At 46.3% G+C, this 25,951-nt stretch carries 27 protein-coding genes; 24 read left to right on the forward strand and 3 right to left on the reverse strand.

The genetic code is table 11. The features are described 5' to 3' along the window. Positions 1–382 precede the first annotated feature (382 nt). Together HRR27_RS10355 and HRR27_RS10360 are read left to right on the forward strand one after the other, a co-directional pair. Positions 383–1,645, forward strand: a complete 1,263-nt coding sequence (locus tag HRR27_RS10355) for an OmpP1/FadL family transporter (protein ID WP_173273530.1) — start codon at positions 383–385, stop codon at positions 1,643–1,645. Positions 1,646–1,811: 166 nt separating this feature from the next. Beyond that, positions 1,812–2,657, forward strand: coding sequence for an NAD-dependent epimerase/dehydratase family protein (locus tag HRR27_RS10360; protein WP_173273532.1), 846 nt, complete (start codon positions 1,812–1,814; stop codon positions 2,655–2,657). Between the two features lie 115 nt (positions 2,658–2,772). On the opposite strand, the gene HRR27_RS10365 is transcribed toward HRR27_RS10360, so the two are convergent. Further along, entirely contained in the window at positions 2,773–3,240 is a 468-nt protein-coding gene (locus HRR27_RS10365; protein WP_173273534.1) for an FxsA family protein, read from the reverse strand. 210 nt (positions 3,241–3,450) lie between these two features. On the opposite strand from HRR27_RS10365, the gene dsbD reads away from it, so the two are divergent. From dsbD to HRR27_RS10475, 22 genes are all read left to right on the forward strand, one after another. Continuing rightward, the gene (gene dsbD / locus HRR27_RS10370; protein ID WP_173273536.1) at positions 3,451–5,712 is read left to right on the forward strand and encodes a protein-disulfide reductase DsbD; all 2,262 of its coding nucleotides are present in this window, start codon (positions 3,451–3,453) and stop codon (positions 5,710–5,712) included. 229 nt (positions 5,713–5,941) lie between these two features. After that, positions 5,942–6,379, forward strand: a complete 438-nt coding sequence (gene aroQ / locus HRR27_RS10375; RefSeq protein WP_173273538.1) for a type II 3-dehydroquinate dehydratase — start codon at positions 5,942–5,944, stop codon at positions 6,377–6,379. Positions 6,380–6,456: 77 nt separating this feature from the next. Then, a complete protein-coding gene (accB, locus tag HRR27_RS10380; protein WP_173273540.1) occupies positions 6,457–6,918 on the forward strand; it encodes an acetyl-CoA carboxylase biotin carboxyl carrier protein in 462 nt (153 codons plus the stop codon). Between the two features lie 24 nt (positions 6,919–6,942). Further along, entirely contained in the window at positions 6,943–8,292 is a 1,350-nt protein-coding gene (gene accC, locus HRR27_RS10385; RefSeq protein ID WP_173273542.1) for an acetyl-CoA carboxylase biotin carboxylase subunit, read from the forward strand. A 90-nt stretch (positions 8,293–8,382) separates the two neighbouring features. After that, positions 8,383–9,261, forward strand: coding sequence for a 50S ribosomal protein L11 methyltransferase (gene prmA, locus HRR27_RS10390; protein ID WP_173273544.1), 879 nt, complete (start codon positions 8,383–8,385; stop codon positions 9,259–9,261). A 38-nt stretch (positions 9,262–9,299) separates the two neighbouring features. Then, positions 9,300–10,322, forward strand: coding sequence for a tRNA dihydrouridine synthase DusB (gene dusB / locus HRR27_RS10395; RefSeq protein WP_173273546.1), 1,023 nt, complete (start codon positions 9,300–9,302; stop codon positions 10,320–10,322). 11 nt (positions 10,323–10,333) lie between these two features. Further along, positions 10,334–10,585, forward strand: coding sequence for a helix-turn-helix domain-containing protein (locus tag HRR27_RS10400; RefSeq protein WP_173273548.1), 252 nt, complete (start codon positions 10,334–10,336; stop codon positions 10,583–10,585). Between the two features lie 22 nt (positions 10,586–10,607). Beyond that, positions 10,608–12,167: a bifunctional phosphoribosylaminoimidazolecarboxamide formyltransferase/IMP cyclohydrolase gene (gene purH, locus HRR27_RS10405; protein ID WP_173273550.1), complete on the forward strand. Its 1,560-nt coding sequence runs from the start codon at positions 10,608–10,610 to the stop codon at positions 12,165–12,167. 166 nt (positions 12,168–12,333) lie between these two features. Continuing rightward, positions 12,334–13,623 (forward strand): phosphoribosylamine--glycine ligase, encoded by a 1,290-nt coding sequence (purD, locus tag HRR27_RS10410; RefSeq protein ID WP_173273552.1) that lies wholly within the window; start codon positions 12,334–12,336, stop codon positions 13,621–13,623. A 125-nt stretch (positions 13,624–13,748) separates the two neighbouring features. Continuing rightward, a complete protein-coding gene (locus HRR27_RS10415) occupies positions 13,749–14,042 on the forward strand; it encodes a late competence development ComFB family protein (protein WP_173273554.1) in 294 nt (97 codons plus the stop codon). A gap of 278 nt (positions 14,043–14,320) precedes the next feature. Beyond that, on the forward strand, positions 14,321–14,935 hold the full coding sequence (gene ccmA / locus HRR27_RS10420) for a cytochrome c biogenesis heme-transporting ATPase CcmA (protein ID WP_173273555.1): 615 nt from the start codon (positions 14,321–14,323) through the stop codon (positions 14,933–14,935). Next, positions 14,935–15,603: a heme exporter protein CcmB gene (ccmB, locus tag HRR27_RS10425; protein WP_173273556.1), complete on the forward strand. Its 669-nt coding sequence runs from the start codon at positions 14,935–14,937 to the stop codon at positions 15,601–15,603. The genes ccmA and ccmB overlap by 1 nt, the downstream gene beginning before the upstream one ends. After that, the gene (locus HRR27_RS10430; RefSeq protein ID WP_173273573.1) at positions 15,600–16,367 is read left to right on the forward strand and encodes a heme ABC transporter permease; all 768 of its coding nucleotides are present in this window, start codon (positions 15,600–15,602) and stop codon (positions 16,365–16,367) included. Before ccmB ends, HRR27_RS10430 begins: the two co-directional genes overlap by 4 nt. 29 nt (positions 16,368–16,396) lie before the next feature. Further along, positions 16,397–16,552, forward strand: coding sequence for a heme exporter protein CcmD (ccmD, locus tag HRR27_RS10435; RefSeq protein WP_173273575.1), 156 nt, complete (start codon positions 16,397–16,399; stop codon positions 16,550–16,552). Positions 16,553–16,565: 13 nt separating this feature from the next. Beyond that, complete coding sequence (gene ccmE / locus HRR27_RS10440) at positions 16,566–17,033, forward strand: cytochrome c maturation protein CcmE (protein WP_173273577.1); 468 nt, start codon at positions 16,566–16,568, stop codon at positions 17,031–17,033. Positions 17,034–17,042: 9 nt separating this feature from the next. After that, complete coding sequence (locus HRR27_RS10445) at positions 17,043–18,974, forward strand: heme lyase CcmF/NrfE family subunit (RefSeq protein WP_173273579.1); 1,932 nt, start codon at positions 17,043–17,045, stop codon at positions 18,972–18,974. Continuing rightward, complete coding sequence (locus tag HRR27_RS10450; RefSeq protein WP_173273581.1) at positions 18,971–19,504, forward strand: DsbE family thiol:disulfide interchange protein; 534 nt, start codon at positions 18,971–18,973, stop codon at positions 19,502–19,504. Before HRR27_RS10445 ends, HRR27_RS10450 begins: the two co-directional genes overlap by 4 nt. After that, entirely contained in the window at positions 19,501–19,920 is a 420-nt protein-coding gene (locus HRR27_RS10455) for a cytochrome c-type biogenesis protein (protein ID WP_173273583.1), read from the forward strand. The genes HRR27_RS10450 and HRR27_RS10455 overlap by 4 nt, the downstream gene beginning before the upstream one ends. A gap of 16 nt (positions 19,921–19,936) precedes the next feature. Beyond that, positions 19,937–20,971, forward strand: coding sequence for a TPR domain-containing protein (locus HRR27_RS10460; protein WP_173273585.1), 1,035 nt, complete (start codon positions 19,937–19,939; stop codon positions 20,969–20,971). Between the two features lie 172 nt (positions 20,972–21,143). Beyond that, the gene (locus HRR27_RS10465; RefSeq protein ID WP_173273587.1) at positions 21,144–21,701 is read left to right on the forward strand and encodes a NapC/NirT family cytochrome c; all 558 of its coding nucleotides are present in this window, start codon (positions 21,144–21,146) and stop codon (positions 21,699–21,701) included. Positions 21,702–21,827: 126 nt separating this feature from the next. Beyond that, positions 21,828–22,424 carry a c-type cytochrome gene (locus tag HRR27_RS10470; protein ID WP_173273589.1) on the forward strand — a complete coding sequence of 199 codons (597 nt, stop codon included), beginning with the start codon at positions 21,828–21,830 and terminating at the stop codon, positions 22,422–22,424. 17 nt (positions 22,425–22,441) lie between these two features. Next, the gene (locus HRR27_RS10475; protein WP_173273591.1) at positions 22,442–23,743 is read left to right on the forward strand and encodes an NAD(P)/FAD-dependent oxidoreductase; all 1,302 of its coding nucleotides are present in this window, start codon (positions 22,442–22,444) and stop codon (positions 23,741–23,743) included. Between the two features lie 63 nt (positions 23,744–23,806). Here HRR27_RS10475 and HRR27_RS10480 read toward each other — a convergent pair whose 3' ends face one another. Both HRR27_RS10480 and HRR27_RS10485 read right to left on the reverse strand, forming a co-directional pair. Continuing rightward, positions 23,807–25,111 (reverse strand): NAD(P)/FAD-dependent oxidoreductase, encoded by a 1,305-nt coding sequence (locus HRR27_RS10480; protein WP_173273593.1) that lies wholly within the window; start codon positions 25,109–25,111, stop codon positions 23,807–23,809. A gap of 20 nt (positions 25,112–25,131) precedes the next feature. Continuing rightward, positions 25,132–25,458, reverse strand: a complete 327-nt coding sequence (locus HRR27_RS10485) for a c-type cytochrome (protein WP_243830825.1) — start codon at positions 25,456–25,458, stop codon at positions 25,132–25,134. Between the last annotated feature and the right edge of the window lie 493 nt (positions 25,459–25,951).

The raw sequence follows: 25,951 nt of genomic DNA on the forward strand, positions 1-25,951 counted from the left end.
CCTACAGGCGCAGAATCACCACAAAAATACGCAATAAAACGCAGTAAAAGCCAATAATTTATTAAATAATAAAATATTTAAATTAGATAAGACTAATTACTAAGCCAATACACACATTCTCTTAGATTTAACAGCGCGACAACTAACCACAGAAAAAACAACGGTTAAAACAGCATATTCAATACAAAAAAATATACTTTTAGCACCTATCAAATAATTAGCAAAACCTTATATAAATATCACAAGTAACAATCAATCAAACTGATAGCCATTTAATTTTTTTTAATTATTAAAACACTCTTAAAGCTTGCATAGTAAGCCTTGATTTGAGGGAAGTGGTTTTTACTCCCCCCCTAACATAACAACAAAAGAGTGAAGCATAATGAGAAAAACAAAACTAGCATTGGCTCTATCAACCGCTGCATTTGCTACAACCGCAATGGCCACTAACGGCACCAACATGATTGGTATTGGCGCAAAATCTAACGCCATGGGCGGAACAGGCGTCGCGGCCTATTTTGGCGCTGAAAATATGCTAGCCAATCCAGCAATGATTGGTAAATCAAAAGGCACTGAATTGATTTTTGGTGGAACGATTTTCTCGCCGGACGTGAGCACCAACCACTTTACCGATATCGACCAAGTTAATGAAACCCGTTCGTCATCGGATGCAAATTTATTTGTCATTCCATCTGCCGCATTCAGTAGCCGTATCAATGAGAACATGGTCTACGGAATCGGTATGTTTGGTACCTCAGGTCTCGGCGCGGATTACAAAAGCGTAGACGGTTTATTCAATGGACAAACCGCACTTCAAGTTCTGCGCTTTGCACCAACCTTAGCGTTCCATAACGAAAAAGGCGGGATTGGCTTCTCACCTTTAATCCAATATGGCGCACTCGACATTAACTACCAATATCCATTTGCAGCATCCAGCGCGGACCCAAGCCGTGATGAAGCAATCGGTTACGGCCTCGCTCAAGGCCTTGGATTTGGTTACGCGATTGGTACCTATTACGATTTGGCCGAAAACTTTACTGTTGCTGCATCCTATACATCCAGTGTTGATATGGAATACAAAGGCCAAATCACCACCGCAGCACAACCATTTGGCGTATTCGGTTTCAATATTGATCACGACCACTTAGAACAACCGGCAGAAATGAAAATAGGCGCAGCTTACAGCTCAGGTAAAATGACTTATACCGCAGATGCAAAACGCATAATGTTTGGCGAAGCCAAAGGCTATCAAGACTTTGGGTGGCAAAATAGCGACGTACTTGCGCTTGGCGCAAAATACCAAGCCAAAGACTACTGGGTAGCCGCTGGCTACAATCATAGCGATAGCCCAGTGGCCGAACAAGACGGTACAACTGGCCCAGGCGCAGTTGCCAACTTCTTTAACAACACCCTCTTCCCAGCGACAACTGAAAGCCACTACACCTTGGGTGGCGGCATGGCAATCAGCAAGCGCGCGATTATTGAAGGGGCATTGGTCTATGCACCGGAAGTCACCAGTCGCTTTGATACATCCGCACTGGCCGCTGGCGCTTCACAAAATGGCACCATTATTCCATCCGAAAGTGTGACCAAACACTCGCAAATGGGTGCAACGATGATGATTCGTTACAACTTTGAAGAATAATTTCAAGTTAGCAGCATCAGTATAAAAGCGGTCTTCAGGCCGCTTTTTTTTATTTACCGAAACAAAATAGATTGCATTAAAAAAAGTTTTTGACCTAACAAAAATAGCCCTTTTTACTCGGTTAATTTTTGTGCATACTAAGCAGCAAAGCTTGATGGAGAGCACTATGGCACGAGTATTAATTGCAGGCTGTGGCGACTTAGGTTGCCAGCTGGGCATTCAACTAAAACAACAAGGGCACGAAGTATTCGGCATTCGCCGCAATATTGACGCTCTGCCCGACGAAATCACCGGAATCGAGTGCAATCTATTTTCACCGATCTGTGAATTACCCAATGCCCTTGACTATGTGTTTTACATCGTCTCGGCAGCGAAGTACAAAGACAACGACTATTACCAAGCCTATGTGCTCGGTGTACGGAATATGCTTAAAGCTCTGCAAAACCAAAAAATTAAACGTTTTTTCTTTACCTCAAGCACTTCGGTCTTTGCGCAGAGCGATGGCGAATGGGTAAACGAAACCTCGGCGACCGAAGGTCACGGTTTTTCAACCAATCGCTTATTAGAAGGCGAAGAACTTTGTAATAACAGCAGCATACCCACCACCATAATCCGTTTTGGCGGAATTTATGGCCCGGGACGTACCCACCTGATTGACTTAGTGCGAGAAGGTAAAGCGCATTGCATGGAAAACGTCTGGAGCAACCGCATCCACTCTGCAGACTGTACCGGCATCTTTACACACTTAATGACACTCGATATGCAGGATTCCAATAAACTTGACAACCTATATATCGGCGTGGACAACAAACCCACCCCCTCTTGCGAAGTATATGAGTGGTTGGCTGAAGAATTGAGCGTTCCTGAGGTAGAGCATAAAGAGCCGAGTGAAAATTCGCGCCAATTACGCAGCAATAAGCGTTTAAGCAACGAACGCATTCGCCAAAGCGGTTATGAATTTAAATACCCAACATATCAAGATGGCTACGGCGAACTGATTCTGGAAATCTAAAGAGACACCGCTAGAGAAGCAAAGAGGAAGTCTCTCTAAACAACATCATCTTCTTGGACGCTTGGTCCTTATACCGATTACCGACACGCTTTGTCGGTAATCAATAGATTCAGATTCAATCGCGGCGCTTGGCATCCACTTGCTGCAAACGCTCCGGTGGAGCTTCCGGTTTTTCCGTCCACTCCCCTTCAATAACACTCTCTTCTGAACGGCGATATGCAGAACGACCGCGCATTTGCATTCCCTTTAAACCTTGCGCAACCAAAGAATGACGTAAAGGCGCCAGCAATAACAAACCACCCAATGTATCGGTAATTAAACCGGGAATGAACAGTAAAACACCGCCAATAAAAATTAAAACGCCATTGATAACCGCCTGTTGCGGCGGCTTACCCTCTTGCAACTCCTGCTGCGCTTGCAACATGGTTGCCATACCCTGCCGACGAATCAGATAAACGCCAACAACGGCGGTGCCGATAACCCAAAGCACGGTTGGCAAAGCGCCGATTACCGAACCCAATTCAATTAAGAGATATAACTCCAATAACGGAATTAATAAAAAAAACAGTAAGAATATCTTCATAAAGCCGACTCTGTCATAAAACCCTAAATTACCATTCAAAAACAATAACTTGGCATAAAAATTAAATCAGCTTATCAGCAAATAAATCTCACTTGCGTAGAGTCCGATTCATTTTCAATTGAATTGTTATAAAATGCGCTCATTCAATTATCAATATATGGCTTAAGAATCATTTTTAAAGCCATTTTTGCCATAAAAAGAGAAATTGCTATGTCACTAGGTGTTGCATTTAACCATAAAATTAAAAACTCGTTTGTGCTGTTCTTTACCTTATGGGCCCTGATTGCAAACGCAATTACGCCGGTTTATGCCGACGAATTACTTGAAATAGACCAAGCGTTTGCACTGCAAACCCCAACGGTCATTGATGGCAAAATCAACATCAACTGGAAAATCGCTGACGACTACAAACTCTATAAAGACAAAATCTCTGTCAGCGCCAGCCAAGTCACCCTAGATGCCATTCAATACTCTCCCGCCAAAAGCATTGATGACCCTTTATTTGGTAAAACCGAAGTTTACGCACATTCCGCAATGCTTAAAATTGGCTACCAAGGTGCCGCGACCAACAGTGAAATCACGATTAAATATCAAGGTTGTGCGACCTCAATAGGGGTTTGCTACCCGCCGCAAGAACGTAAATTCACTATCGCCTTGCCTACAAACCAAAACACAGCAACAACAAGCAATCCAGCGGCTTTTAGTTCACTGCAAGCGCTCAACAATTTTCTTGCCGAAGGCAGTGGCCAAGCAGAGCTTTTACAAGCAGATGAAGCCTTTAAATTTAGTGGCGTTCAAAACGGCAAACAGCTCAATCTTGAGTGGCAAATTGCCGAGGACTACCATCTTTATCGCGACAAAATTAAAGTCAAAGTCACGCAAGGCGATGCCGACATAGACGCCTTACAACTACCAAAAGCAACAGAAATAGACGACCCGTTATTTGGCAAAACCGCGGTTTATCACGGCTTATTACAGGCGTCGCTAGCCATCCGCAACACCAGCCAAGACAGCGTGGTTGAAATTGAATACCAAGGATGCTCCGCAGCCTCTGGCGTTTGTTATCCTCCAACCCGTAAAACCGTTACCATTAGCGCAGCGGCCTTCAACAATGGCGCAGCCTTACCCAAACTCGCGACGGCAACTGTTGGTGCAGAACAAAACAGCACACAACAACTTTCCGAAACCGATTTAATTGCCGACACCCTAAAAAACAGCAGCGTCTGGATTGTGATACTCACTTTCTTTGTTTTTGGACTTTTGCTGTCGTTAACCCCTTGCATCTTCCCGATGATACCGATTCTTTCCAGTATTATCGTCGGCCAAGGCGACCAACTGACTACACGTCGTGCGTTTATCATGTCACTGGTTTATGTCCTGGCAATGTCAATTACTTATACTGTCGCCGGGGTTCTAGCAGGCGTATTTGGTGAAAACCTTCAAGCTGCTTTCCAAAACCCGTGGATTATCGGATCATTCAGCGTCGTGTTTTTACTGCTGGCACTGTCCATGTTTGGTTTTTATGAACTGCAATTACCTAGCTCGGTGCAATCCAAACTAGCCACCCTGTCCAATAAACAACAAGGCGGCACCCTAACCGGCGTCGCGATTATGGGCTTCTTATCCGCCCTGATTGTTGGGCCATGCGTTGCTCCGCCATTGGCCGGCGCGCTGATTTACATCGGCCAAACAGGTGATGCCCTTCTCGGCGGCGTCGCACTCTTTGCCATGTCAATTGGGATGGGGATGCCGCTGTTACTGCTTGGCACCTCAGCAGGCAAACTCATGCCACGCGCTGGCGCATGGATGGATGCAGTGAAAGCGGTGTTTGGTGTAATGCTAATCGGTGTTGCCATCTGGATGGCCAGCCGCATTCTTCCGGCTGAAGTGACGATGTTCGCTTGGTCACTATTACTGATTAGCTCAGCGGTTTATCTTGGCGCTTTCAACAGCACGGCCGACAAATCCGGCTGGTTCAAACTGTACAAAGGGCTCGGGCTGATGATGTTCCTTTACGGTGCCATTCTGTTAATTGGAATGCTGGCTGGCTCTAAAGACACCTTACAGCCTTTGAAAGTATTCCAAAACAGCAATGCGGGAGGACAACTTCAGTCAGATAAGTTGCCATTTGAAAAAATCAAAAGCAGCGCGGATTTAGACGCCATTCTGGCGCAAGGCAAACCGGTGATGCTAGACTTCTATGCAGACTGGTGCGTCAGCTGTAAAGAGATGGAGCAATTCACGTTTAGTGACCAAAAAGTACAACGCGCGCTCGAAGGGGTTACCTTACTTAAGGCCGACGTGACGGCTAACGACGACTTAGATAAAGCGCTAATGAAACGCTTTGGTATCATTGGCCCACCCGCTATTCTGTTTTTTGAGAATGGACAAGAACACAAAGCGCAGCGCGTAGTTGGTTTTAAAAATGCCGACGACTTTAGTCAAACCATTCAACGCGCATTCACGCGATAACAGTCTTAAGGCACCACATTGGCGATAGATGTGGTGCCGTCCTCTATAAACCCTCAAACATACGACACTTCATAACAGTACGCGGCTTTTTAATGCAGTTCAAACAAATAGCGGCTTGTTATTTCAAACTATTTATTCACTTTCCCCGCACTATAGATAGTGAAAATACGGCCTATCAGTTATAATCTCGACACAATATTTTCACCATAGGCAAGAAAGGTTTAACGTAATGGCAACAATTTTGGTACTTAACGGTCCCAACCTCAATATGCTTGGTCGTCGCGAACCCCAAATTTACGGGCGACAAACCTTGGCAGATGTCATCGAGAACCTTGAAGCCCTAGCCGATGAATACAACATTCGCTTAAGGGATTTCCAAAGCAATGCAGAACATGAAATTGTTGAGCGTATTCATCAAGCAATGGACGACGGCACCGATTATATTATTATCAATCCAGCTGCCTTCACGCACACCAGTGTCGCCATTCGCGATGCACTTGCCACTGTAGATATTCCATTTATTGAAGTACATCTTTCCAATATTCACCGCCGAGAACCGTTTCGAAGCCACTCCTATTTCTCGGATCTGGCTGACGGGATTATCGCCGGTTTAGGCGCTAAAGGTTACGAACTGGCATTGCATGCCGCCGCAGACAAACTTTTATAAGCGTATTACCTCCCATTTAACAAACAACGAGACCTGTTCCATTAACAAAGCAGGCCACACAGAGCAAAGGATAAAACATGGATATTCGTTCGATTCGTAAACTGATTGAAATCGTAGAACAATCAGGTATCGCCGAAATTGAAATTAAAGAAGGTGAGCACAACATTCGCATAACGCGTAACCAAGAGCCGATTTATGTTACTGCCCCAACCCAAATGCAGGCGGCCGCTCCAATGCAAGCAGCCCCGATGGCCGCTGCCCCAGCCGTCAGCGAAGCACAACCTGTGGTGGTTGCAGCGCCAAGTGGTCACACCGTAAAATCGCCAATGGTCGGCACTTTCTATACCGCACCAGCACCGGATGCTGCGCCATTTGTTAAGGTTGGCGATAAAGTTAAGGAAGGCGATACGCTTTGCATTATTGAAGCGATGAAAATCATGAACCCGATTGAGTCAGATAAAACAGGCACGATTAAACACATTATGGGTGTCAACGGTGAGCCGGTAGAGTATGACCAGCCACTTTATATTATTGAATAATCACCGCAATCGACAGGCTTCTACATGATTGAAAAAATTCTTATTGCTAACCGCGGTGAAATTGCCCTGCGTATTTTGCGCGCTTGTAAAGAGCTTGGCATTAAAACCGTTGCGGTTCACTCCACCGCTGACGCGAATCTTAAACACGTTTTACTTGCTGATGAGACCGTCTGCATCGGACCACCGGCGTCCACCAACAGTTACTTAAATGTGCCGGCGATTATCGCCGCGGCCGAAGTCACCGATGCCGAAGCGATCCACCCAGGCTACGGCTTTCTGGCAGAAAATGCGGACTTTGCCGAACGCGTTGAAGAAAGCGGTTTTATCTTTATCGGCCCAACGGCTGATACCATTCGCAAAATGGGCGATAAGGTTGAAGCGATTCGCGCCATGAAAGCCTCAGGCGTGCCGACGGTTCCTGGCTCGGGCGGCCCACTAGGGAAAAACGATGCGGAAAATCTTCGCATTGCCAAAGAAATTGGCTATCCGGTCATTATTAAAGCGGCCGGTGGTGGCGGTGGTCGTGGTATGCGCGTGGTTCATACCGAAGCTAACTTGCTTAAATCCATTCAACTGACCAGTACCGAAGCGAAAACGTTCTTCGGTAATCCGGAAGTTTATATGGAAAAATTCCTTGAAAATCCTCGGCACGTTGAAATTCAAGTTTTGGCCGATGGTCAAGGTCAAGCAATCCACTTAGGTGAACGCGATTGCTCGATGCAACGTCGTCACCAAAAAGTCGTTGAGGAAGCACCAGCCCCAGGAATTACCGAAGAACAGCGTCAGCGTATCGGCCAAGCCTGTGTGAATGCCTGTTTGAAAATCAACTATCGTGGCGCAGGTACCTTTGAATTTTTATATGAAAACGGCGAGTTTTATTTCATCGAAATGAACACCCGTCTTCAGGTGGAACACTGCGTGACCGAAATGGTCACCGGCATCGATTTGGTTAAAGCACAAATCGAAGTGGCGATGGGCATTCCATTATCCATTAAACAAGAAGATGTGACCCTAACCGGCCACGCCATCGAGTGCCGCATCAATGCAGAAAACCCGGCGAAAAACTTTATGCCATCGCCTGGGAAGCTTGAACGCCTGCATTTACCTGGCGGTCTTGGGGTTCGCTGGGATTCGCACATTTACACGGGTTACAGCATTCCGCCGCACTATGATTCGATGATAGGCAAATTAATTTGCCACGGTTCAGACCGTAACGCGGCCATCGCACGTATGAGTAACGCCTTAAGTGAATTAATTATTCAAGGCATAGACACCAATATACATATGCAGCGCGAAATCATGAACGACCACGGCTTTGTCGAGGGCGGACAAAACATTCACTACCTTGAGCATCGCCTTGAACATCTAGTTTAAATCAGGATAATCATGGACGCTAAACCACTGTCGTTTTGCAGAATAACGACAGTGGTTTTTGTTTTTACAGAATTTAGTTAGGACCTTCTTATGGCTTGGATTCAAATCAACACCACTGTCACCGAAACACTTGCTGAACCGCTATCCGATGCCTTTATGGAATGCGAGGCCGTTTCGGTCACCTTTGAAGACGCCAAAGACGACCCGATTTTTGAACCGGATATCGGCACCACGCCGATTTGGCAGAACACCAAAGTCACCGCATTATTTGACGCCGAAGTGGATGCGAAAGCCGTTATCCTGCAAATCAAAAACCACTTGAATGCCCTAGCAGAACACTCATTTAAAATTGAAGTTTTAGAAGACAAAGACTGGATTCGGGAATGGATGGATCAATTCCAGCCCATGCAATTTGGCACAAAATTATGGATTGTCCCCAGCTGGTGCCAGCCGCAAGAAGCCGATGCCATTAATTTGATGCTTGACCCTGGTCTGGCTTTCGGCACCGGAACCCACCCAACCACCGCCATGTGTTTACGCTGGCTGGACAGCAATCCACCACAAAATAAAACCGTCATCGACTATGGTTGTGGGTCTGGCATTTTGGCTTTGGCGGCAAAAAAACTGGGGGCACTTTCAGTCAGTGGAACGGACATTGACCCGCAGGCGATTCAAGCCTCTCACCAAAACGCCGAGCGCAATGGCGAAAATCTACACTTTGCTTTAGTTAAGGAGTTTGACTCCAAGCCAGTGGACGTTTTGTTGGCCAACATTCTATCCGGCCCGCTCAAAGAATTAGCGCCAGAATTTCAGCGCTTAGTCAAAAACGGCGGCGAACTGGTCTTATCCGGCTTACTGGCAAGCCAAGCAGCCGAGTTGCAAACCCACTATTTGCAATTTGGATTTCAGCTTGACCAATTGGAAACCGACGAAGAGTGGGCGCGTTTAAGCGGCCGTAAAATCCTATAATCGCGCACTAAAACACGCAATCATGCCAAGGTAAGTGGATGTTACAAATCGGCCCTTATGTATTCGACAACCCATTAGTACTCGCCCCCATGGCCGGTGTCACCGATGCGGTCTATCGTAAATTGTGCCGCCAGCAAGGCGCCGCCTATACACTGGCCGAAATGGTGGCTTCAAAAAAAGCGCTTTGGGTCTCAAAAAAATCTGCCACGCGCCATGTTGACATCAATGACCCAGAACCACGTGCGGTGCAATTAATCGGTACCGATGCACAAGAACTCGCCGAGGCCGCCACTTGGCAGGAAAGCCAAGGCGCACAGATTATCGACTTAAATATGGGCTGTCCGGCGAAAAAAGTCTGTACCGTTGCCGCCGGCTCGGCGTTGATGGGCGAGCCGGACAAGGTAAAACAGATTTTTACAGCCTTGGTCGAAGCGGTCAGCACACCCGTCACGGTTAAAATCCGAACCGGCACCGATGCCGATAATAAAAACGCACTGCAAATTGCGCTTTTAGCGCAAGAGTGTGGCTTAGCGGCCGTGACCATTCACGGCCGCACTCGTGCAGAGAAATTCCAAGGCCAAGCGGAATACGGCACAATTAAAACGGTTAAACAGGCGCTCTCGATTCCAGTGATTGCCAATGGCGATATTTGCAGCCCCGAACAAGCTCAATTTGTATTAGAATACACCGGTGCTGACGGCATCATGATTGGGCGCGCCTCACAGGGCTATCCCTGGATATTTCGTGAAATAAATCATTACCTTAAGCATAATGAAAAACTGCCTGGTGCGGCCTTAACCGAGTTTTATCAGACGATCCAAGCACATTTGATTGGACTCTATGCGCTATACGGCTCGGAACACGGCGCTCGTATCGCTCGTAAACATCTCGGCTGGTACACCCAAAACCTAAGCCAGCTGCTGGCTCCGACAGAATGCACCCAGTTGCGTCGTGACTTCAACCAGCTACAGACGGCAACGGAACAACAACAACAAATAATCGATTTTTTCGAACAGGCATTACACACGTCTAACCTGTGTATTCCCCTAGCTAACCGATAATTTTAAGACGTATGACAGACTCTAATTCGACTAGCCAAATTTCATTGAGCGACAAAGTCACCAACACGCTAGAAATCTACTTCAATAACCTTCAAGAAGAATCAACCTGTGACCTCTACGAAATGGTCATTCAGCAGGTGGAAAAGCCGCTGATCGAATTTGTCCTGCAAAAAACCGAACATAACCAAACACAATCTGCGCAGATTCTCGGCATCAACCGAAACACCCTGCGTAAGAAAATGCTCAAATACAAACTGATTTAATTTTTATTTTTGGAGATTCACCATGAAACCAGTGCGTCGTGCTTTGATTAGCGTGTCCGACAAAAACGGCATTCTTGATTTTGCCAAAGCCCTAAGTGATATGGGCGTTGCCATTTTATCAACCGGTGGTACCTATAAAGTACTATCCGAAGCTGGACTGGCTGTAACCGAAGTTTCCGAATACACCGGTTTTCCGGAAATGATGGATGGTCGCGTTAAAACACTGCACCCTAAAATTCACGGTGGTCTGCTAGGGCGTCGAGGTAAAGACGATGCCATTATGAGAGAGCACGGCATAGACCCAATCGATATGGTCGTGGTTAATCTATACCCATTCGAAGCGACCGTTGCCAAAGCAGATTGCTCACTCGAAGACGCGATTGAAAACATCGACATCGGCGGGCCTACTATGTTACGTTCTGCCGCCAAAAACCATAATGATGTCGCCGTCGTCACCGATCCTGCTGACTATGCTCGCATTCTTGAAGAGATGCGCGCAAACGACGCTCACCTTTCGCACGCGACACGTTTTGACCTTGCGATCAAAACCTTTGAACAAACCTCTCGCTATGACGGCGCAATTTCGAACTACTTCGGCAAAATGTTCTCTGCAGAAGGTGACCACTTCTCGCGTACTTACAACACTCAATACGTTAAAAAACAAACCATGCGTTACGGTGAAAACCCACATCAAAAAGCGGCTTTTTACACCGAGCGCAATCCTGCTGAAGCATCCATCTCTACCGCCACGCAAATCCAAGGTAAAGAGTTGTCTTTCAACAACATCGCCGACACTGATGCAGCGCTTGAATTGGTTAAGACCTTCGAGCAAACCGCCTGCGTTATCGTTAAACACGCTAACCCATGCGGTGTTTCGGTTGGAGCAAGCCAGTTAGAAGCTTATGATCGCGCCTATAAAACCGATCCAACCTCTGCCTTTGGCGGCATTATCGCGTTCAACACGGAATTGGACGAAGCCACGGCTAAGGCGATTGTCGAGCGCCAATTTGTGGAAGTAATTATCGCGCCTAGCGTGTCTAAAGCCGCCAAAGCAGCGGTTGCCGCGAAACAAAATGTGCGTCTATTAGAGTGCGGCGAGTTTAACGGACAACACGCCGCTTATGACTACAAAAAAGTCACCGGTGGCCTATTGGTACAAGATCGCGATTTAGGAACAGTTCCCGCTGATGACCTAAAAGTAGTGACAAAACGCGCGCCGACCGAAGCAGAAATGACCGACCTAATGTTTGCATGGAAAGTCGCGAAATTCGTTAAATCAAACGCAATTGTCTACGTAAAAGACGGTATGACTATCGGCGTGGGTGCAGGTCAAATGAGCCGTGTTTACTCAGCCAAAATCGCCGGTATCAAAGCCGCCGATGAAGGCCTGGAAGTTCCAGGTTCGGTCATGGCTTCTGACGCTTTCTTCCCTTTCCGCGATGGCATTGATGCAGCAGCGGCGGCAGGAATTACCGCAGTCATTCATCCAGGCGGCTCCATGCGTGACCAAGAAGTCATCGACGCTGCGGACGAACACGGCATTGCGATGGTGTTTACCGGAATGCGCCATTTCAAACATTAAAAATAGTCTGTTTTGCTTGATTTCGGTATTGGAGAGCGCCCTTTCATTAGACAGGTGCAATCAGCGCAGCAGGAAAGTTGCCGTCAGCCTAAAAATCAAGCAAAACGTGAATTTTTAATCACAGCACAGAATTTAAGAATATTTCATCCCTAAGGATAAATAAATTATGAACATTTTAGTAATTGGTAGTGGTGGGCGTGAACACGCGCTTTCTTGGAAGGTGGCGCAGTCGCCGCTAGCAGACAAGGTTTTTGTCGCACCCGGCAATGCCGGTACAGCTTTAGAAGCAAACCTAGAAAATGTCGATATCAACGTTGAAGACATTACCGGCTTAGTGAAATTTGCCCAAGAAAATGCGATTGGCTTAACCATTGTCGGCCCTGAAGTTCCGTTAGTCTTGGGTGTGGTCGATGCGTTTCAAGCGGCAGGTTTAAAATGCTTTGGCCCATCAAAAGGCGCAGCACAACTTGAAGGGTCGAAAGCATTTTCTAAAGACTTCTTAGCAAAACACAAAATCCCAACTGCGGCTTACTCAGTATTCACCGAAATCGCACCTGCGGTTGACTACATCAACAAAATGGGCGCGCCAATTGTGATCAAGGCTGACGGTCTTGCGGCCGGTAAAGGGGTAATCCTTGCCGAAAGCACTGGCGAAGCGATTGCTGCAGTAGAAGATATGCTTGCAGGCAATAAGTTTGGTTCTGCCGGCGCTCGCGTTGTTATTGAAGAGTTTTTGGTTGGTGAAGAAGCCAGCTTTATTGTCATGGCGGATGGCGTTAATGTTTTACCAATGGCGACATCACAAGACCACAAAGCGCGTGATAACGGCGATACCGGACCTAACACCGGCGGAATGGGAGCCTATAGCCCGGCTCCGGTCGTTACTCGTGAAATCCACGACCGCGCGATGCGCGAAGTCATTATGCCGACCATTGAAGGTATGGCAAAAGATGGCTTACCGTACACCGGCTTTCTATATGCCGGTTTAATGATTGACAGCGACGGCGCACCAAAAGTATTGGAATTTAACTGCCGCTTTGGCGACCCTGAAACACAACCGATTATGATGCGCCTGCAATCCGATCTAGTTCAACATTGCCTAGATGCTCTGGATGGCAAACTCGACAGCGCCGTCGCACAATGGGATTCACGCGCCGCACTGGGTGTGGTCATGGCGGCTGGCGGCTACCCAGATGACTACCCTAAAGGGGATGTGATTACTGGCATCAATGACGCCAACGCTGCGGACATAAAAGTCTTCCATGCGGGCACCGCAGTCAATAAGGATGGCAATAGCGTCACCGCTGGCGGTCGCGTTTTATGCGTCACCGCGCTGGGCGAAAACGTCACCGCAGCGCAAAAGCGTGCCTACGAAGGTGTTGCGAAAGTGAATTGGGATAAGGTTTACTACCGTACCGACATCGGACATCGCGCTGTGCGCCGCGAAGTCGAATAATCGTCCCGATCGTTTCTTGATATGCCTTAAGCACGGAATACATTAAATGGTTCCGTGCTTTTTTTATGCCACAAAAATCAGTAAAGTGACTAGACGGTTTTTTGTCTCACCAAAAAGGAATCAATATGGAAATGGATAGCGTCCACAATTATTACGAACGCCTCGTTTTTGATGAAATAAAAGCGAATTATCGGGGTCTGCTGAATGACGAGTTACTGGCCGATATGGCTTGTATTGCACTAAACCGCATCCCGCCGCGCTATATCCGTTTTGATATTGATATGTCTTTTTTCTTGACCACCGAAGAACGTATCGACATTGAAAACTTAGTCCGTAAAGCATGTAGAAGAGCCTATAAAAAAATCACCAGTTTTCAGGAAAATCACTCAGATGACGCCATTAATCGCGTCAAAGCGTAATACCAAGGTATCCGTTTAGCATGCGGATAAAACCGCAAAATACCGATAACTCTCTCTCAAGGATAATTTCAGTTAATCCTTAAATAAGAAAATTCTTTGCATTAATAAAAAATACTTCTCTCTCTAGGCTGCCTATTTTGGTTGTCATTTGCCTTTTTTTGTTAGAATTTTGCTCCATCTACTCTGTTTGCCTATAATCCGAAACACAATTTGTTTCGTATAGCCAAACGGAAGTGGCTCGTAGCCGCGTAATTTTTCGCCAACTAACGACATCATAAATGCATTTAGAAGCTCAAAACCTATGCTGCCAACGGGGGGCACAAATCCTCTTTAGCGATATTAACTTTCGTCTTGAAGGTGGCAAAGTATTGCTGGTCGAAGGTAAAAATGGCGCGGGGAAAACCACCTTGCTTAAATTGCTGTCTGGATTACGCCGCCCCGACAAAGGCGAAATTAAATGGGATGGCGTTGCCATTAATGCTGCGGACTCTCAGTTTAATCAACAACTCGCTTGGCTGGGCCATCAAAATCCACTCAAAGAAGAACAGACCGCGCTTGAAAATCTTGCCATGCTCGGAGCCATCCGGACACGCAATCAACGCGATGAGTTTGATGCCTTATCGGCAGTCGGCCTTGGCAGAGTCAAACATAAACCGGTCAAAACCTTTTCTGCCGGCATGAAACGGCGCTTAGCCTTGGCCAGTTTACTGATTGCCGACACCCGATTATGGATATTAGATGAACCGCAAGCGGCTCTTGATAAAGCCGGTATCGCACTCTATGAACAACTGGCCACCGAACATCTTAAAAATGGCGGCATGATTGTGATGACATCGCATCATGAGGTGGCAATTGATGACATTTATATCCAACGGCTGAACTTGGGGCATTAATGCGCGGTTTTTTATACTTAATTAAGCGCGATTTAATTCTCGCCTACCGCCGCCGTGGCGAATTTTCTAACTCACTGGTGTTTTTTGGGTTGGTGGTGCTTTTATTCCCGATTGGCATAGGCGCATCAGAAAAGCTACTCAGTGAAGTCGCCCCCGGACTTATTTGGATAGCGGCTCTCTTGGCGACGATGCTCTCTTTGGACAATCTGTTTAAAGAAGATTTTCAAGATGGCACACTCGAACAGTGGGCATTAAGCAAGCACTCACTGGTCAGTTTTGCTTGGGCAAGACTGTTTTCGCATTGGGTGATTACAGCCCTGCCGTTAATTGTGGTCGCTCCGCTGTTTGCGGTTAGCTTGAGCTTGCCTGCAGACGCCATTTGGGTTTTAGTTTTGAGTTTATTACTCGGCACACCGTTGCTGATTTTTATCGGCGGTATTGGGGTGGCATTGACCACTGGCTTGAAAAAAAGCAGTCTATTACTGCCCTTATTGGTGTTGCCGTTTTATATTCCTGTTTTGATTTTCGGAGCCAGTGCCGTGGAGGTCACCGCTGCAGGTTGGTCGGCATCTGGCCAGTTGTATGTGCTCGGCGCCCTATTTGTTTTGGGGATTTCCTTAGCCCCTTTCGCCGTCGCTGCGGCTTTAAAAGTGAGTGTTTCACAATGAATATTATCGCTAAATGGTATTATCGCCTTGGTGCACCAAACTGGTTTTACCCTCTTGCTGGTAAATTAATTCCTTGGGTCGCGTTGATTTTCTTAGCTCTTTTGTTGCCAGGACTGTACCTGGGGCTGGTTAGCGCTCCGGCAGATTATCAACAAGGCGAATCTTTCCGCATTATGTATGTCCATGTTCCAGCGGCATGGTTATCGATGTTTGTCTATGCGGCGATGGCCGTCGCTGCGGTCGTCGCTTTGGTGTGGCGCGTGCGTATGGCGGAAATCATGATTATTTCTTCCGCGCCAATTGGTGCCAGTTTTGCCTTTATCGCACTGGTGACCGGCTCTTTATGGGGCAAACCAATGTGGGGCGCTTGGTGGGTTTGGGATGCCCGCCTCACCTCTGAGCTGATTCTGTTCTTTATCTACCTTGGTATTTTCGCACTCTATAATGCCATCGAAGACAAACAAACCGCTGGAAAAGCCATGAGTATTTTGACCCTAGTTGGCGTCATTAATTTACCAATTATTCACTATTCCGTCGTTTGGTGGAACACGCTTCACCAAGCCGCAACCGTCAGCAAATTTGATACACCGTCGATTCATATCGATATGTTAATCCCTCTCTTATTAATGGCGGCGGCATTTCAGTTTTTATATCTGCTGTTACTATTAATGAAAATGCGCGCCAATTTATTGGAGCAAGACCTGGCTTCCGGCTGGGTCAAAAAAGTGGTTTTTGAACGCAATAAAAAATTAGGCCGTCGTTAAGAACGGGAGCAAGCTAACAAGGAGAACACATGGCGGAATTTTTTCATATGGGCGGTTACGCCTTTTATGTCTGGATGTCTTTTGGCATCAGTGCCTTAGTGTTATTGGCGAATTTTATTCAGCCACTGCTACAACATCGTCAAGCGTTACGCGACGCAGAAGATTTTTACAGCGACGCGCCATAACAAGGAAAGCAACATGAGCCCACTTAGAAAAAAAAGAATGTACCTCGTCATGCTATTACTCACCGCAGTGAGTGTCGCGACCTTCTTGATTATTCAAGCCTTCAACCAGAATATGATGTTCTTCTACTCCACAAGCGAAGTAAAATCCGGTGCGGCACCAAACGATCGAGATTTTCGTATTGGCGGTTTGGTGGTTAATGGCACCGTCAAACGCGCTGATGACAGCTTATTGGTTTCGTTCGACTTAACCGACAGTCAAACCCCTGTCACCGTCCAATATGTTGGCATCTTGCCGGATCTATTTCGAGAAGGCCAAGGGATTATCGCCAAGGGGCAACTGAACCGTGATGGGATTTTTGTGGCTGACGAAGTCTTAGCAAAACACGATGAAAACTATATGCCGCCAGAAGTCGCTGATTCCATTAAAAAAGCGCAAATGGCACAAAATGCAACGCCTGCCGATGCAGCAAAAACTAACTAGGGCTACTCTATGATTCCTGAAATCGGGCACTTTCTTGTCATTGTCGGCCTCGCCTTTGCCTTTGTTTTAGCAGTGGCGCCAATGCTTGGCATTTATAAAAACAACAACGCCTTAATTGCGCTGGCTAAACCGGCGGCCATTGGGCAATTTGCATTCTTTCTGGTCGCCTTTGCTATTTTGGTGTACAGCTTTATCGTCAACGATTTTTCAGTCAAATACGTCGCGGCTAACTCGAACACCCAACTGCCGATGATTTTCAAAATCTCGGCGACCTGGGGGGCACATGAAGGCTCTCTACTTTTATGGGCGCTGATTCTGGCTGGCTGGACTTTTGCCGTTGCCTTGTTTAATGGCAAGCTTCCGCCAGATATGATTGCCCGTATTTTGGCCGTACTTGGTGTGGTGAGCATCGGCTTTACCCTCTTTATTCTGATTACCTCCAATCCGTTTGAGCGCCTTACCAATGTGCCGCTTGAAGGCCGTAGCCTGAACCCACTATTGCAAGACATCGGCTTAGCGATTCATCCACCAATGCTGTACATGGGGTATGTCGGATTGGCCGTCGCCTTTGCGTTTGCGATTGCGGTCTTACTAAAAGGCGAGTTTCAAATGGCGTGGGCACGTTGGGCTAAAATCTGGACCGTTATCGCTTGGGCATTCCTGACTCTTGGTATCGCGCTCGGCAGTTGGTGGGCGTATTACGAACTTGGTTGGGGCGGCTGGTGGTTCTGGGATCCAGTAGAAAACGCGTCATTACTACCATGGATAATCGCGACGGCTCTCATCCATACGCTAAGCATTAGCGCCAGTCGCGGCACTTTCCAATCATGGACTCTGCTGCTTGCAATTCTGGCATTTTCTTTGAGCCTGCTTGGCACTTTCTTGGTGCGCTCAGGGGTGTTAACCTCGGTACACGCATTCACCAGTGACCCTGCGCGCGGCGTATTTATTTTGATTTTCTTAGTCGTGATTGTCGGCGTGTCCTTAGCACTTTATTCGGCACGGTCGCATTTAGTTACTCAAAGTAAACCGTTTAAGTTGGCCTCTAAGGAGACACTACTTTTATCGAATAACGTCATTCTGGTCGCAATGATGGCCACTGTTTTACTCGGCACGCTTTATCCACTCATTTTGGATGCTCTAGGTTTAGCGAAATTATCGGTCGGCGCGCCTTACTTTAACACCGTAATGTTACCGCTGACTGTGCCGCTGGCGCTGTTAATGGGCTTCGGCTTTGCCACCAAATGGATGGAAGACAAGCCAAAGCGTCTGCTCCAAAAAATGTGGCTACCGATGGTTGCCGCCTTATTGGTTGCATTTATCGCGCCGCTATTACTTTTGCCGGAATTTTCTGGCTTGGCCGTATTGGGACTATTAATGAGCGCTTGGATTGCGTTTGCCGCACTGCATTGGCTATTACAAAAAAATCCAAACGGACAAATCAGACCCTCAATGCAAACCGTGGGTTCAGTACTGGCGCATATCGGTTTTGCGGTCACGCTCACTGGGATTACCATTACCTCGCTCTATAGCATCGAAAAAGATGTGCGCTTAGAGCCTGGAGAAAAGTACGCCATCAACCAATATGAATTTGAGTTTAAAGGCGTTGTACAAAAAGAAGTCGCCAACTATCTGGCCTCTCAAGGCACGGTGATTGTCTATGAAAATGGTCAAGAACTGACTCGTCTTTATCCAGAAAAACGTACTTATCTCAGTCAAACCATGCCGATGACCGAAGCAGGCATCGATGCCAAACTATCACGCGACCTATTTATTGCGTTGGGTGAAAAACTCAATGGCAATGCTTGGGCGGTGCGTATTCAGTACAAACCGTTTGTCCGTTGGATTTGGCTAGGCGCGATTCTGATGTCGATGGGTGGTGTACTTGCCTTAATTCGCCGTAAAACCCATGCGCCACGAGTGGAGGAGGCCAAGGCATGAAAAAGCAGAGCCTACCGCTGATTATTTTTGGCGCTTTGGTGGTGATTCTGGCGATTGGCTTAACCCTTGACCCCAAAGCAGTGCCCTCACCTTTAATCGGTAAACCGGCTGCGCAATTCAGCCTGCCGGAACTGTATACACAAGAACCTTTTTCGCCAACGCAGCTTAAAGGCGAAACGTGGATTCTAAATATCTGGGCATCTTGGTGCGTTTCATGCCGTCAAGAACATGAAGTACTGGTGGCGTTTTCCCAGAAAAACACCACCAAAATCATCGGCTTGAATTATAAAGACACACCGGATGAGGCCAAAGCGTGGCTAAAAGAGTTTGGTAATCCTTACCAAATTACCATTGAGGATGCGCAGGGCCGTGCCGGCATTGACTGGGGAGTTTATGGCGTACCAGAAACCTTTGTGATTGATGCGCAAGGGATTATCCGCCACAAATTCACCGGCCCAATGACCCAGCAACGCGTCGATAAAGAGTTGCTGCCATTACTCGCTCAAATCGCTCAGGAGTCTACCCTATGAACTTCTTACGTTTAGCACTGTTCACACTCTTTATCAGTGTTAGTTCAGCAAATTATGCGGCCATCGAAACCTATCAATTTACTGACAAACAACAAGAAGAAGATTATAAGGCGCTCATTTTTGAGCTACGCTGCTTAGTCTGCCAGAATCAAAACTTGGCGGACTCAAATGCTGAACTCGCGCAAGATTTACGCAAGCAGGTATTTACTATGTTGACGGAACAGCAAGCCAGTAAAGCGCAAATCGTCGATTATATGGTGGCGCGCTACGGTGAATTTGTAATGTACAAGCCTCCAATGGAGCCAAACACCTACTTACTTTGGCTTGGGCCTTTCCTATTTCTACTGATTGGCCTTGGTATCCTGATTCGCATCATCCGCAGCAATCAACACAATTCCTCGGCTGAAAAGCCTTAAGACTGGATAGAGATTTATGACAAGTTTAGCCATGTGGTTTTCACTGATTTTGATCATTGCCCTCGCAATCATCCTAATTCCTTTTTTGCGCCAACGTGCTGAACCAGACAGCACCACCACACAAAAGCAAAATAAATTCGCACTGATCGGCATCGCCCTATTTGTTCCGGTCTTTTCGATGGCGGCTTACTTCACTCTCGGCACGCCGGAATTTGCTGAAATGCAAGACGCCAAACCACCGCAACAAATCACCTTGGTCGATAAACTCGAAGAAAAATTGGCACATAATCCAAAGGATTTAGCGGGCTGGTTATTACTAGGACGTTCTTCGATGATTACCGAAGACTATGATAAAGCGATTATGGCATTTGAACGAGCCTTGAAACTGGACCCCAACAACATTAATGCCCTTATTCCTCTCGCCGATGCTTTAGCCGTTAAAGCCAACGGACGCTTAGACGGACGTTCACACGATTTGCTAAAACAAGCTTTCGCTATCGACCCAGAAAACCGTATGACATTATGGTTACTCGGCATGGCTGAAAAGCAACAAGGCAACGATTCTCGGGCGGCAATATTATGGGAAACACTGTATCAAAAACTGCCGGACACCGATGCCGATAAACCGATTATTGCCCGACTATTGCAAACGGTTGGCGTGCAAGTTGCCACAAATACCGTGAACGAAACCCCAAAAACCATGAAGACCACTAGCGACATCCACCCAGAACAGATCGAAATCGCCATCGAAATTCCGGACGAGCTAAAAAATTCTTGGTCAGGAGCAACCGTATTTATTTATGCCAAAGAGCCAACAGGCATGCCAATGCCAATTGCCGCACAAAAAATTTCCTTGGTAGAATTGCCTAAGCGCGTTACCCTAGGCGCCAAAGATGAAATCATGCCAAACCGGAAATTAAGCGATTTCAAACAGTTAACCATTGGCATCCGCATTACCGACAGCAATAAAATGAATCAAGGCGATGTTTTATTCTTAAATGAACAAACTTGGCAAGGACAGGAATTAATTAATTTTATAATCAAAAGCTAATATTATTGATTTGTAAAATAAGCATTATGTATACCGCATAAATTTTCCTTTCTTTACCCATAAAATTATTTTCACTAAGATAGCGCCAACGAAAGACTCTTGAGAAAATTTTAAGCAAATTTTCTCAAAGCGTTGACGAAACCGAATCACCACATAAAAGATATTACTTAAAATGTTTAATAAAAAAACTGGGCTTTTCGCAATTATCTTCCTTCTGGGCTTCGCCTCTTTCGGCGCAATGAATGCCTTCTTTTCTTACACCAACACAACCGAATTCTGTACCTCTTGTCACAGTATGAAAATCAACCTGGCAGAGTATCAAGAAACGGTACATTACAAAAACGCCGCCGGTGTTCGTGCCGAATGTGCTGATTGCCATGTACCAAAAGAGTTCTTTCCGAAATTGAAAGCAAAAATCATTGCCGCTAAAGACGTTTACCACGAGTTTATCGGCGATTTTGCTGTCAGTGATGAGATTAAAAACGACCCTGAACTTTATCTTGCCCATTACAACAAACACCGTTGGGATATGGCCAACGCAGTTTGGGATAAAATGCGCGCATCAGATTCGCGTGAGTGCAAAACATGTCACTCTTTCTCAGCGATGGATTTTGAAGAACAAGGTAAATCTGCTGCACGTAAACACCCTCGTGCGATGGAAGACGGTAAAACCTGTATCGACTGCCATAAAGGCATTGCTCACCACGAGCCGGATGATCCAAGTCTGTAAGCCCTAACCCCACTATTACAAAAAAATTCAAGCGTGCTCTCTGGATTGAAAGTACGCTTAATACGGCCTTAGGCCACTTTACAAAAAACCAGTTATTCTGGAAAGCACACTTCTGAGGAGGAGTATATGAAAAAAGCTAATCTTAGCTTGCTTGCGAGCGCAGTTCTAGCTGGCTCAATGGTAGCCTCTACTGCTGCAGTTGCTATGGATCGCGGCGAAATGCTAGCGAATACTTGTGCCGGCTGTCACGGTCCGGGCGGTATCTCTCATGGTCCGGCTACCCCAAGCATTGCAGGTAATAGCAATACCTATTTCGTTGAATCAATGGAAGCCTATAAATCAGGTGAGCGTCCTTCAACGATCATGGGTCGAATCGCAAAAGGCTACAGCACGGCAGATTTTGAAGCCATGGCAACGTATTTTGCAGCTCAAAAATACATCTCTGCAGAACAGTCTACTGATGCAAGCATGGCAAAAGTTGGCGAGAAGTTGCACGACAAATACTGTGAAAAATGTCACGCCGAAGCCGGTAAACAGGCTGAAGACGAGTCTGGTTTCCTAGCAGGACAATGGAAGCCTTACCTGCAGTACAACCTACATGACTTTGCTGTCTCTAAAAATCGTGAAATGCCTAAGAAAATGGCCACTAAACTTAACGAGCTTTATGAGAAACACGGTCAAGAAGGTTTAGATCAACTTGTCGAATTCTACGCAACTAAATAAGCCCCGGAGAGAAGAGCATGACTAATATTTCAAGACGTAACCTTCTTAAAGCGTCGGCTGCCGGTGCGGCAGGTGTTGCAGCAGCAGGCATCTCAGCAAAAGCGATGGCGAAAAGCAACGGTAAACGCGTTGTGATCGTAGGTGGTGGTATCGGTGGTGCAACCACGGCACAATACCTAAAGAAAATGGATCCATCTATCGATGTAACCCTAGTTGAATACAACAAAGATTACTACACCTGTTTTATGTCAAACGAAGTTATCGGTGGTAACCGCGACATCAAATCGATTCAATTTGGTTATGACAAACTGCAAGCCAAAGGAATCAAAGTCGTTCTTGATACCGTTACCGATATCGATGCAAAAGGCCAAACAGTAAAAACCAAAGGCGGTAAATCACTTCCTTATGACCGTTGTATCGTTTCTCCAGGTGTTGATTACAAATGGGAAGCTATCGAAGGCTTTAACGCTGAAGTTGCTGCCAATAGCATTCCTCACGCATGGAAAGCAGGTCCGCAAACTAAATTGCTACGTAAGCAACTAGAAGAGATGAAAGACGGTGGTACAGTGGTTGTTGTTGCACCACCAAACCCATTCCGCTGCCCTCCTGGACCTTACGAGCGTGTATCGCAAATTGCTGCATACCTAAAAGAAAACAAGCCAAAGTCTAAAATCGTTGTTTTAGATCCAAAGCCAAAATTCTCTAAGTTCGGTCTATTCATGGACGGCTGGAAACGTCACTACGGGTACGGTACTGACAGCAGCATGATCACTTGGATCAACTCTGAAAACGGTGGTGCGGTATCAGCCGTTGACGTAGCGTCTAAAACCGTTACAGCAAAAGCAGGTAAATTCACGGGTGACGTAGTCAACATCATCCCACCTCAAAAAGCAGGCAAAATTGCGTTCACCGCTGGTCTAACCAATGAGTCTGGTTGGTGTCCTGTTGATCACAAAACGTTTGAATCGACCATTCACAAAAACATTCACGTTGTGGGTGATTCTTCAATCGCTGCACCAATGCCGAAGTCTGGATATGCAGCCAACTCACAAGCGAAAGTTTGTGCGGCAGCCGTGGCTTCATTGCTAAACGGAACGACAATGGTTGAGCCTTCATGGGTCAATACTTGTTATTCTGTTATCGCTCCAGGTAAGGACGGTATCTCTGTTGCAATGGTTTATGCTTATAAAGATGGCAAAATCGTTAAAGTTGAAGGTTCTGGTGGTCTTACTGGTGCTTACGATGCCGAGCTACGTAAACGTGAAGTTCTTTACGCGCACTCATGGTTCGAAAACATTACTGCGGATACTTTCGGTTAATCGAAAACGTCAGGCAGTTAAAAAAAACCCGCATTTCGCGGGTTTTTTTATGGCTGAAACAAACTATGCGTTCCAAATATCCATGGTGATCGATTTATACCAAGCACGAGCATAATCAGCCTCCATCTTACGTTCTTGCAAGCTAGCACTCATCGGCGACACGCCGCCGGCACCTTTGATTTCAGCGATACGGTTATCACGATTTTCATAGACTCCGACGATGCTGATACCCCAATCCTTGCTAACCAAGCTGTAGCAGGTGTTGACGTTGCGGGTTTGCGGCATCGGTAAATCACGTAAAGCAGACACGATGGCTGCTGCGCACATCTTCCCCTGACTGGATGCCGAATGCCCTGATTTTGGCATGGCACCGGCTATCGCCGAATCACCGATGACATAAATATCTTTCTGTAAGCTCGACTCAAAGGTATCTTGATTAACCGGACACCATCCTGTCGCATCAGTCAAACCGGCTGTGAACGCGATTTTGCCCGCTTTCTGCGCTGGAATAACGTTAATCACATCCGCAGTAACCGTATCAAAATCACTGTAAACGGTTTTATTGGCGACGTCGATTTTACTGACCGTTGCGCCATCTTGCGCGCCGTACCACTCAATCATTTCACCGTACAACTCTTGCCAGCCCTGATGGAACAAAGCCTGTTTGGAAAACTTGGTTTTGGGGTCCAAAATCATAATCGTTGCGCGCGGATTATGTTCTTTAAAATAGGCCGCAATCATCGAGATTCGCTCGTAAGGTCCCGGCGCACAACGGTATGGATTGGGCGGCGCAACCATTAAAAAGCGACCACCTTGCGGCATCTCTTTAATCTGTTTTGCCAATAACTCGGTTTGCGTCCCGGCCTGCCAAGCGTGCGGCAGAATTTGCGCGGCCTCTTTCGAATAGCCGTCAATCGCATCATATTTAAAGTCGATGCCCGGAGAAACCACCAGTTTGTCGTAACTGAGCACATCGCCATTCTCTAAGGTTACGGTCTTACTCTGTGCATCCACCGCCGTTGCCATTTGATGAATAACGCGCACCTGATGCTTAGCGATCAAATTCGTATAGTCATGCGTTAAAGACTGCACATCCACCAACCCAGCCAAATACCAATTCGATCCCGGACAAGTCATGTAGGTGGTTTTTGGCTCAATCAAGGTCACCTCGATTTCTGCATCAAAACGTTTCAAATACTTTGCCACGGTTGCACCGCCAAAACCACCGCCGATTACAACCACTTTTTGTACTCTGGACGCCTTAACCGTGCTGTTATGGGAACAGCCGTGCAAAGCGCCGATTAAAGGGAAAGAGATCCCACTTGCCGCTAACCCTTTAATTAAACTACGTCGATTTAATGTGTTCATATTCTCATCATCCTGCGAGTTTACGGTTTCAATGAACCTAAATAGGCTGCGATTGCGTCAATGTCGTCATCGCTATAACCCAATAGATGGCGTTGCATGATGGTAGTCGCACGCTCACCCGACTTCATCGCCTTAAGCTGTTGAGCCATCATTTCGGCCGGATATCCGGCAAGAGGCGGAATCGCTCCGCCAGAATACTGCCCTTCGGCACCGTGACACTGAAAACAGGTCGTCGCCCACAACTCCGCCTTACTGATTGGCTGTAAACCTCCCGACTGTGCCATCGCCTGCTGTGCGACAGCCATCGAAGACAAGGCTGCTGTGAGCATGATGATTTTTACTTTCATTCTGATTCCTAACTCATTTTGCCCAATACACAAAAGCACTTGACGTCGTACAAACCCGACAACAAATACCAAAAAGAACAAAATCCTCTTACATGCACATAAGAATTACTAATAAAAAATTCCTTGAAGACTAGATAAAAAAAACTTATAGATGGATTATCGGATTATCTAGCAAGACATGGCGTGTATATCAACAGCGAAAAAAAACAACTTTAAAGTCAAATAGTTACATATTATTAAGAACATCGTATTTTGAATGGATTCTTTGTCTGACTAAACAAAAAACAATTTTTCTCGGAACAATTCCCTCACAGATTGCACTCATTTAATTTTTGTATCTATGCATAATTTATTATTATTAAAAACAGGAAAAACCCAACTAAGTAAAGGGTCTAAAGAGTCAAAATTATATACATATATCTGGTTTTACCGCCATTTATTGACAATTAAGTCGCCATTAATATTAGGTTAAACTTAAATAAAGAGGGCTAAT

Origin of the sequence: Thiosulfatimonas sediminis (genome assembly GCF_011398355.1) — a bacterium.
Lineage (GTDB): Bacteria > Pseudomonadota > Gammaproteobacteria > Thiomicrospirales > Thiomicrospiraceae > Thiomicrorhabdus > Thiomicrorhabdus sediminis_A.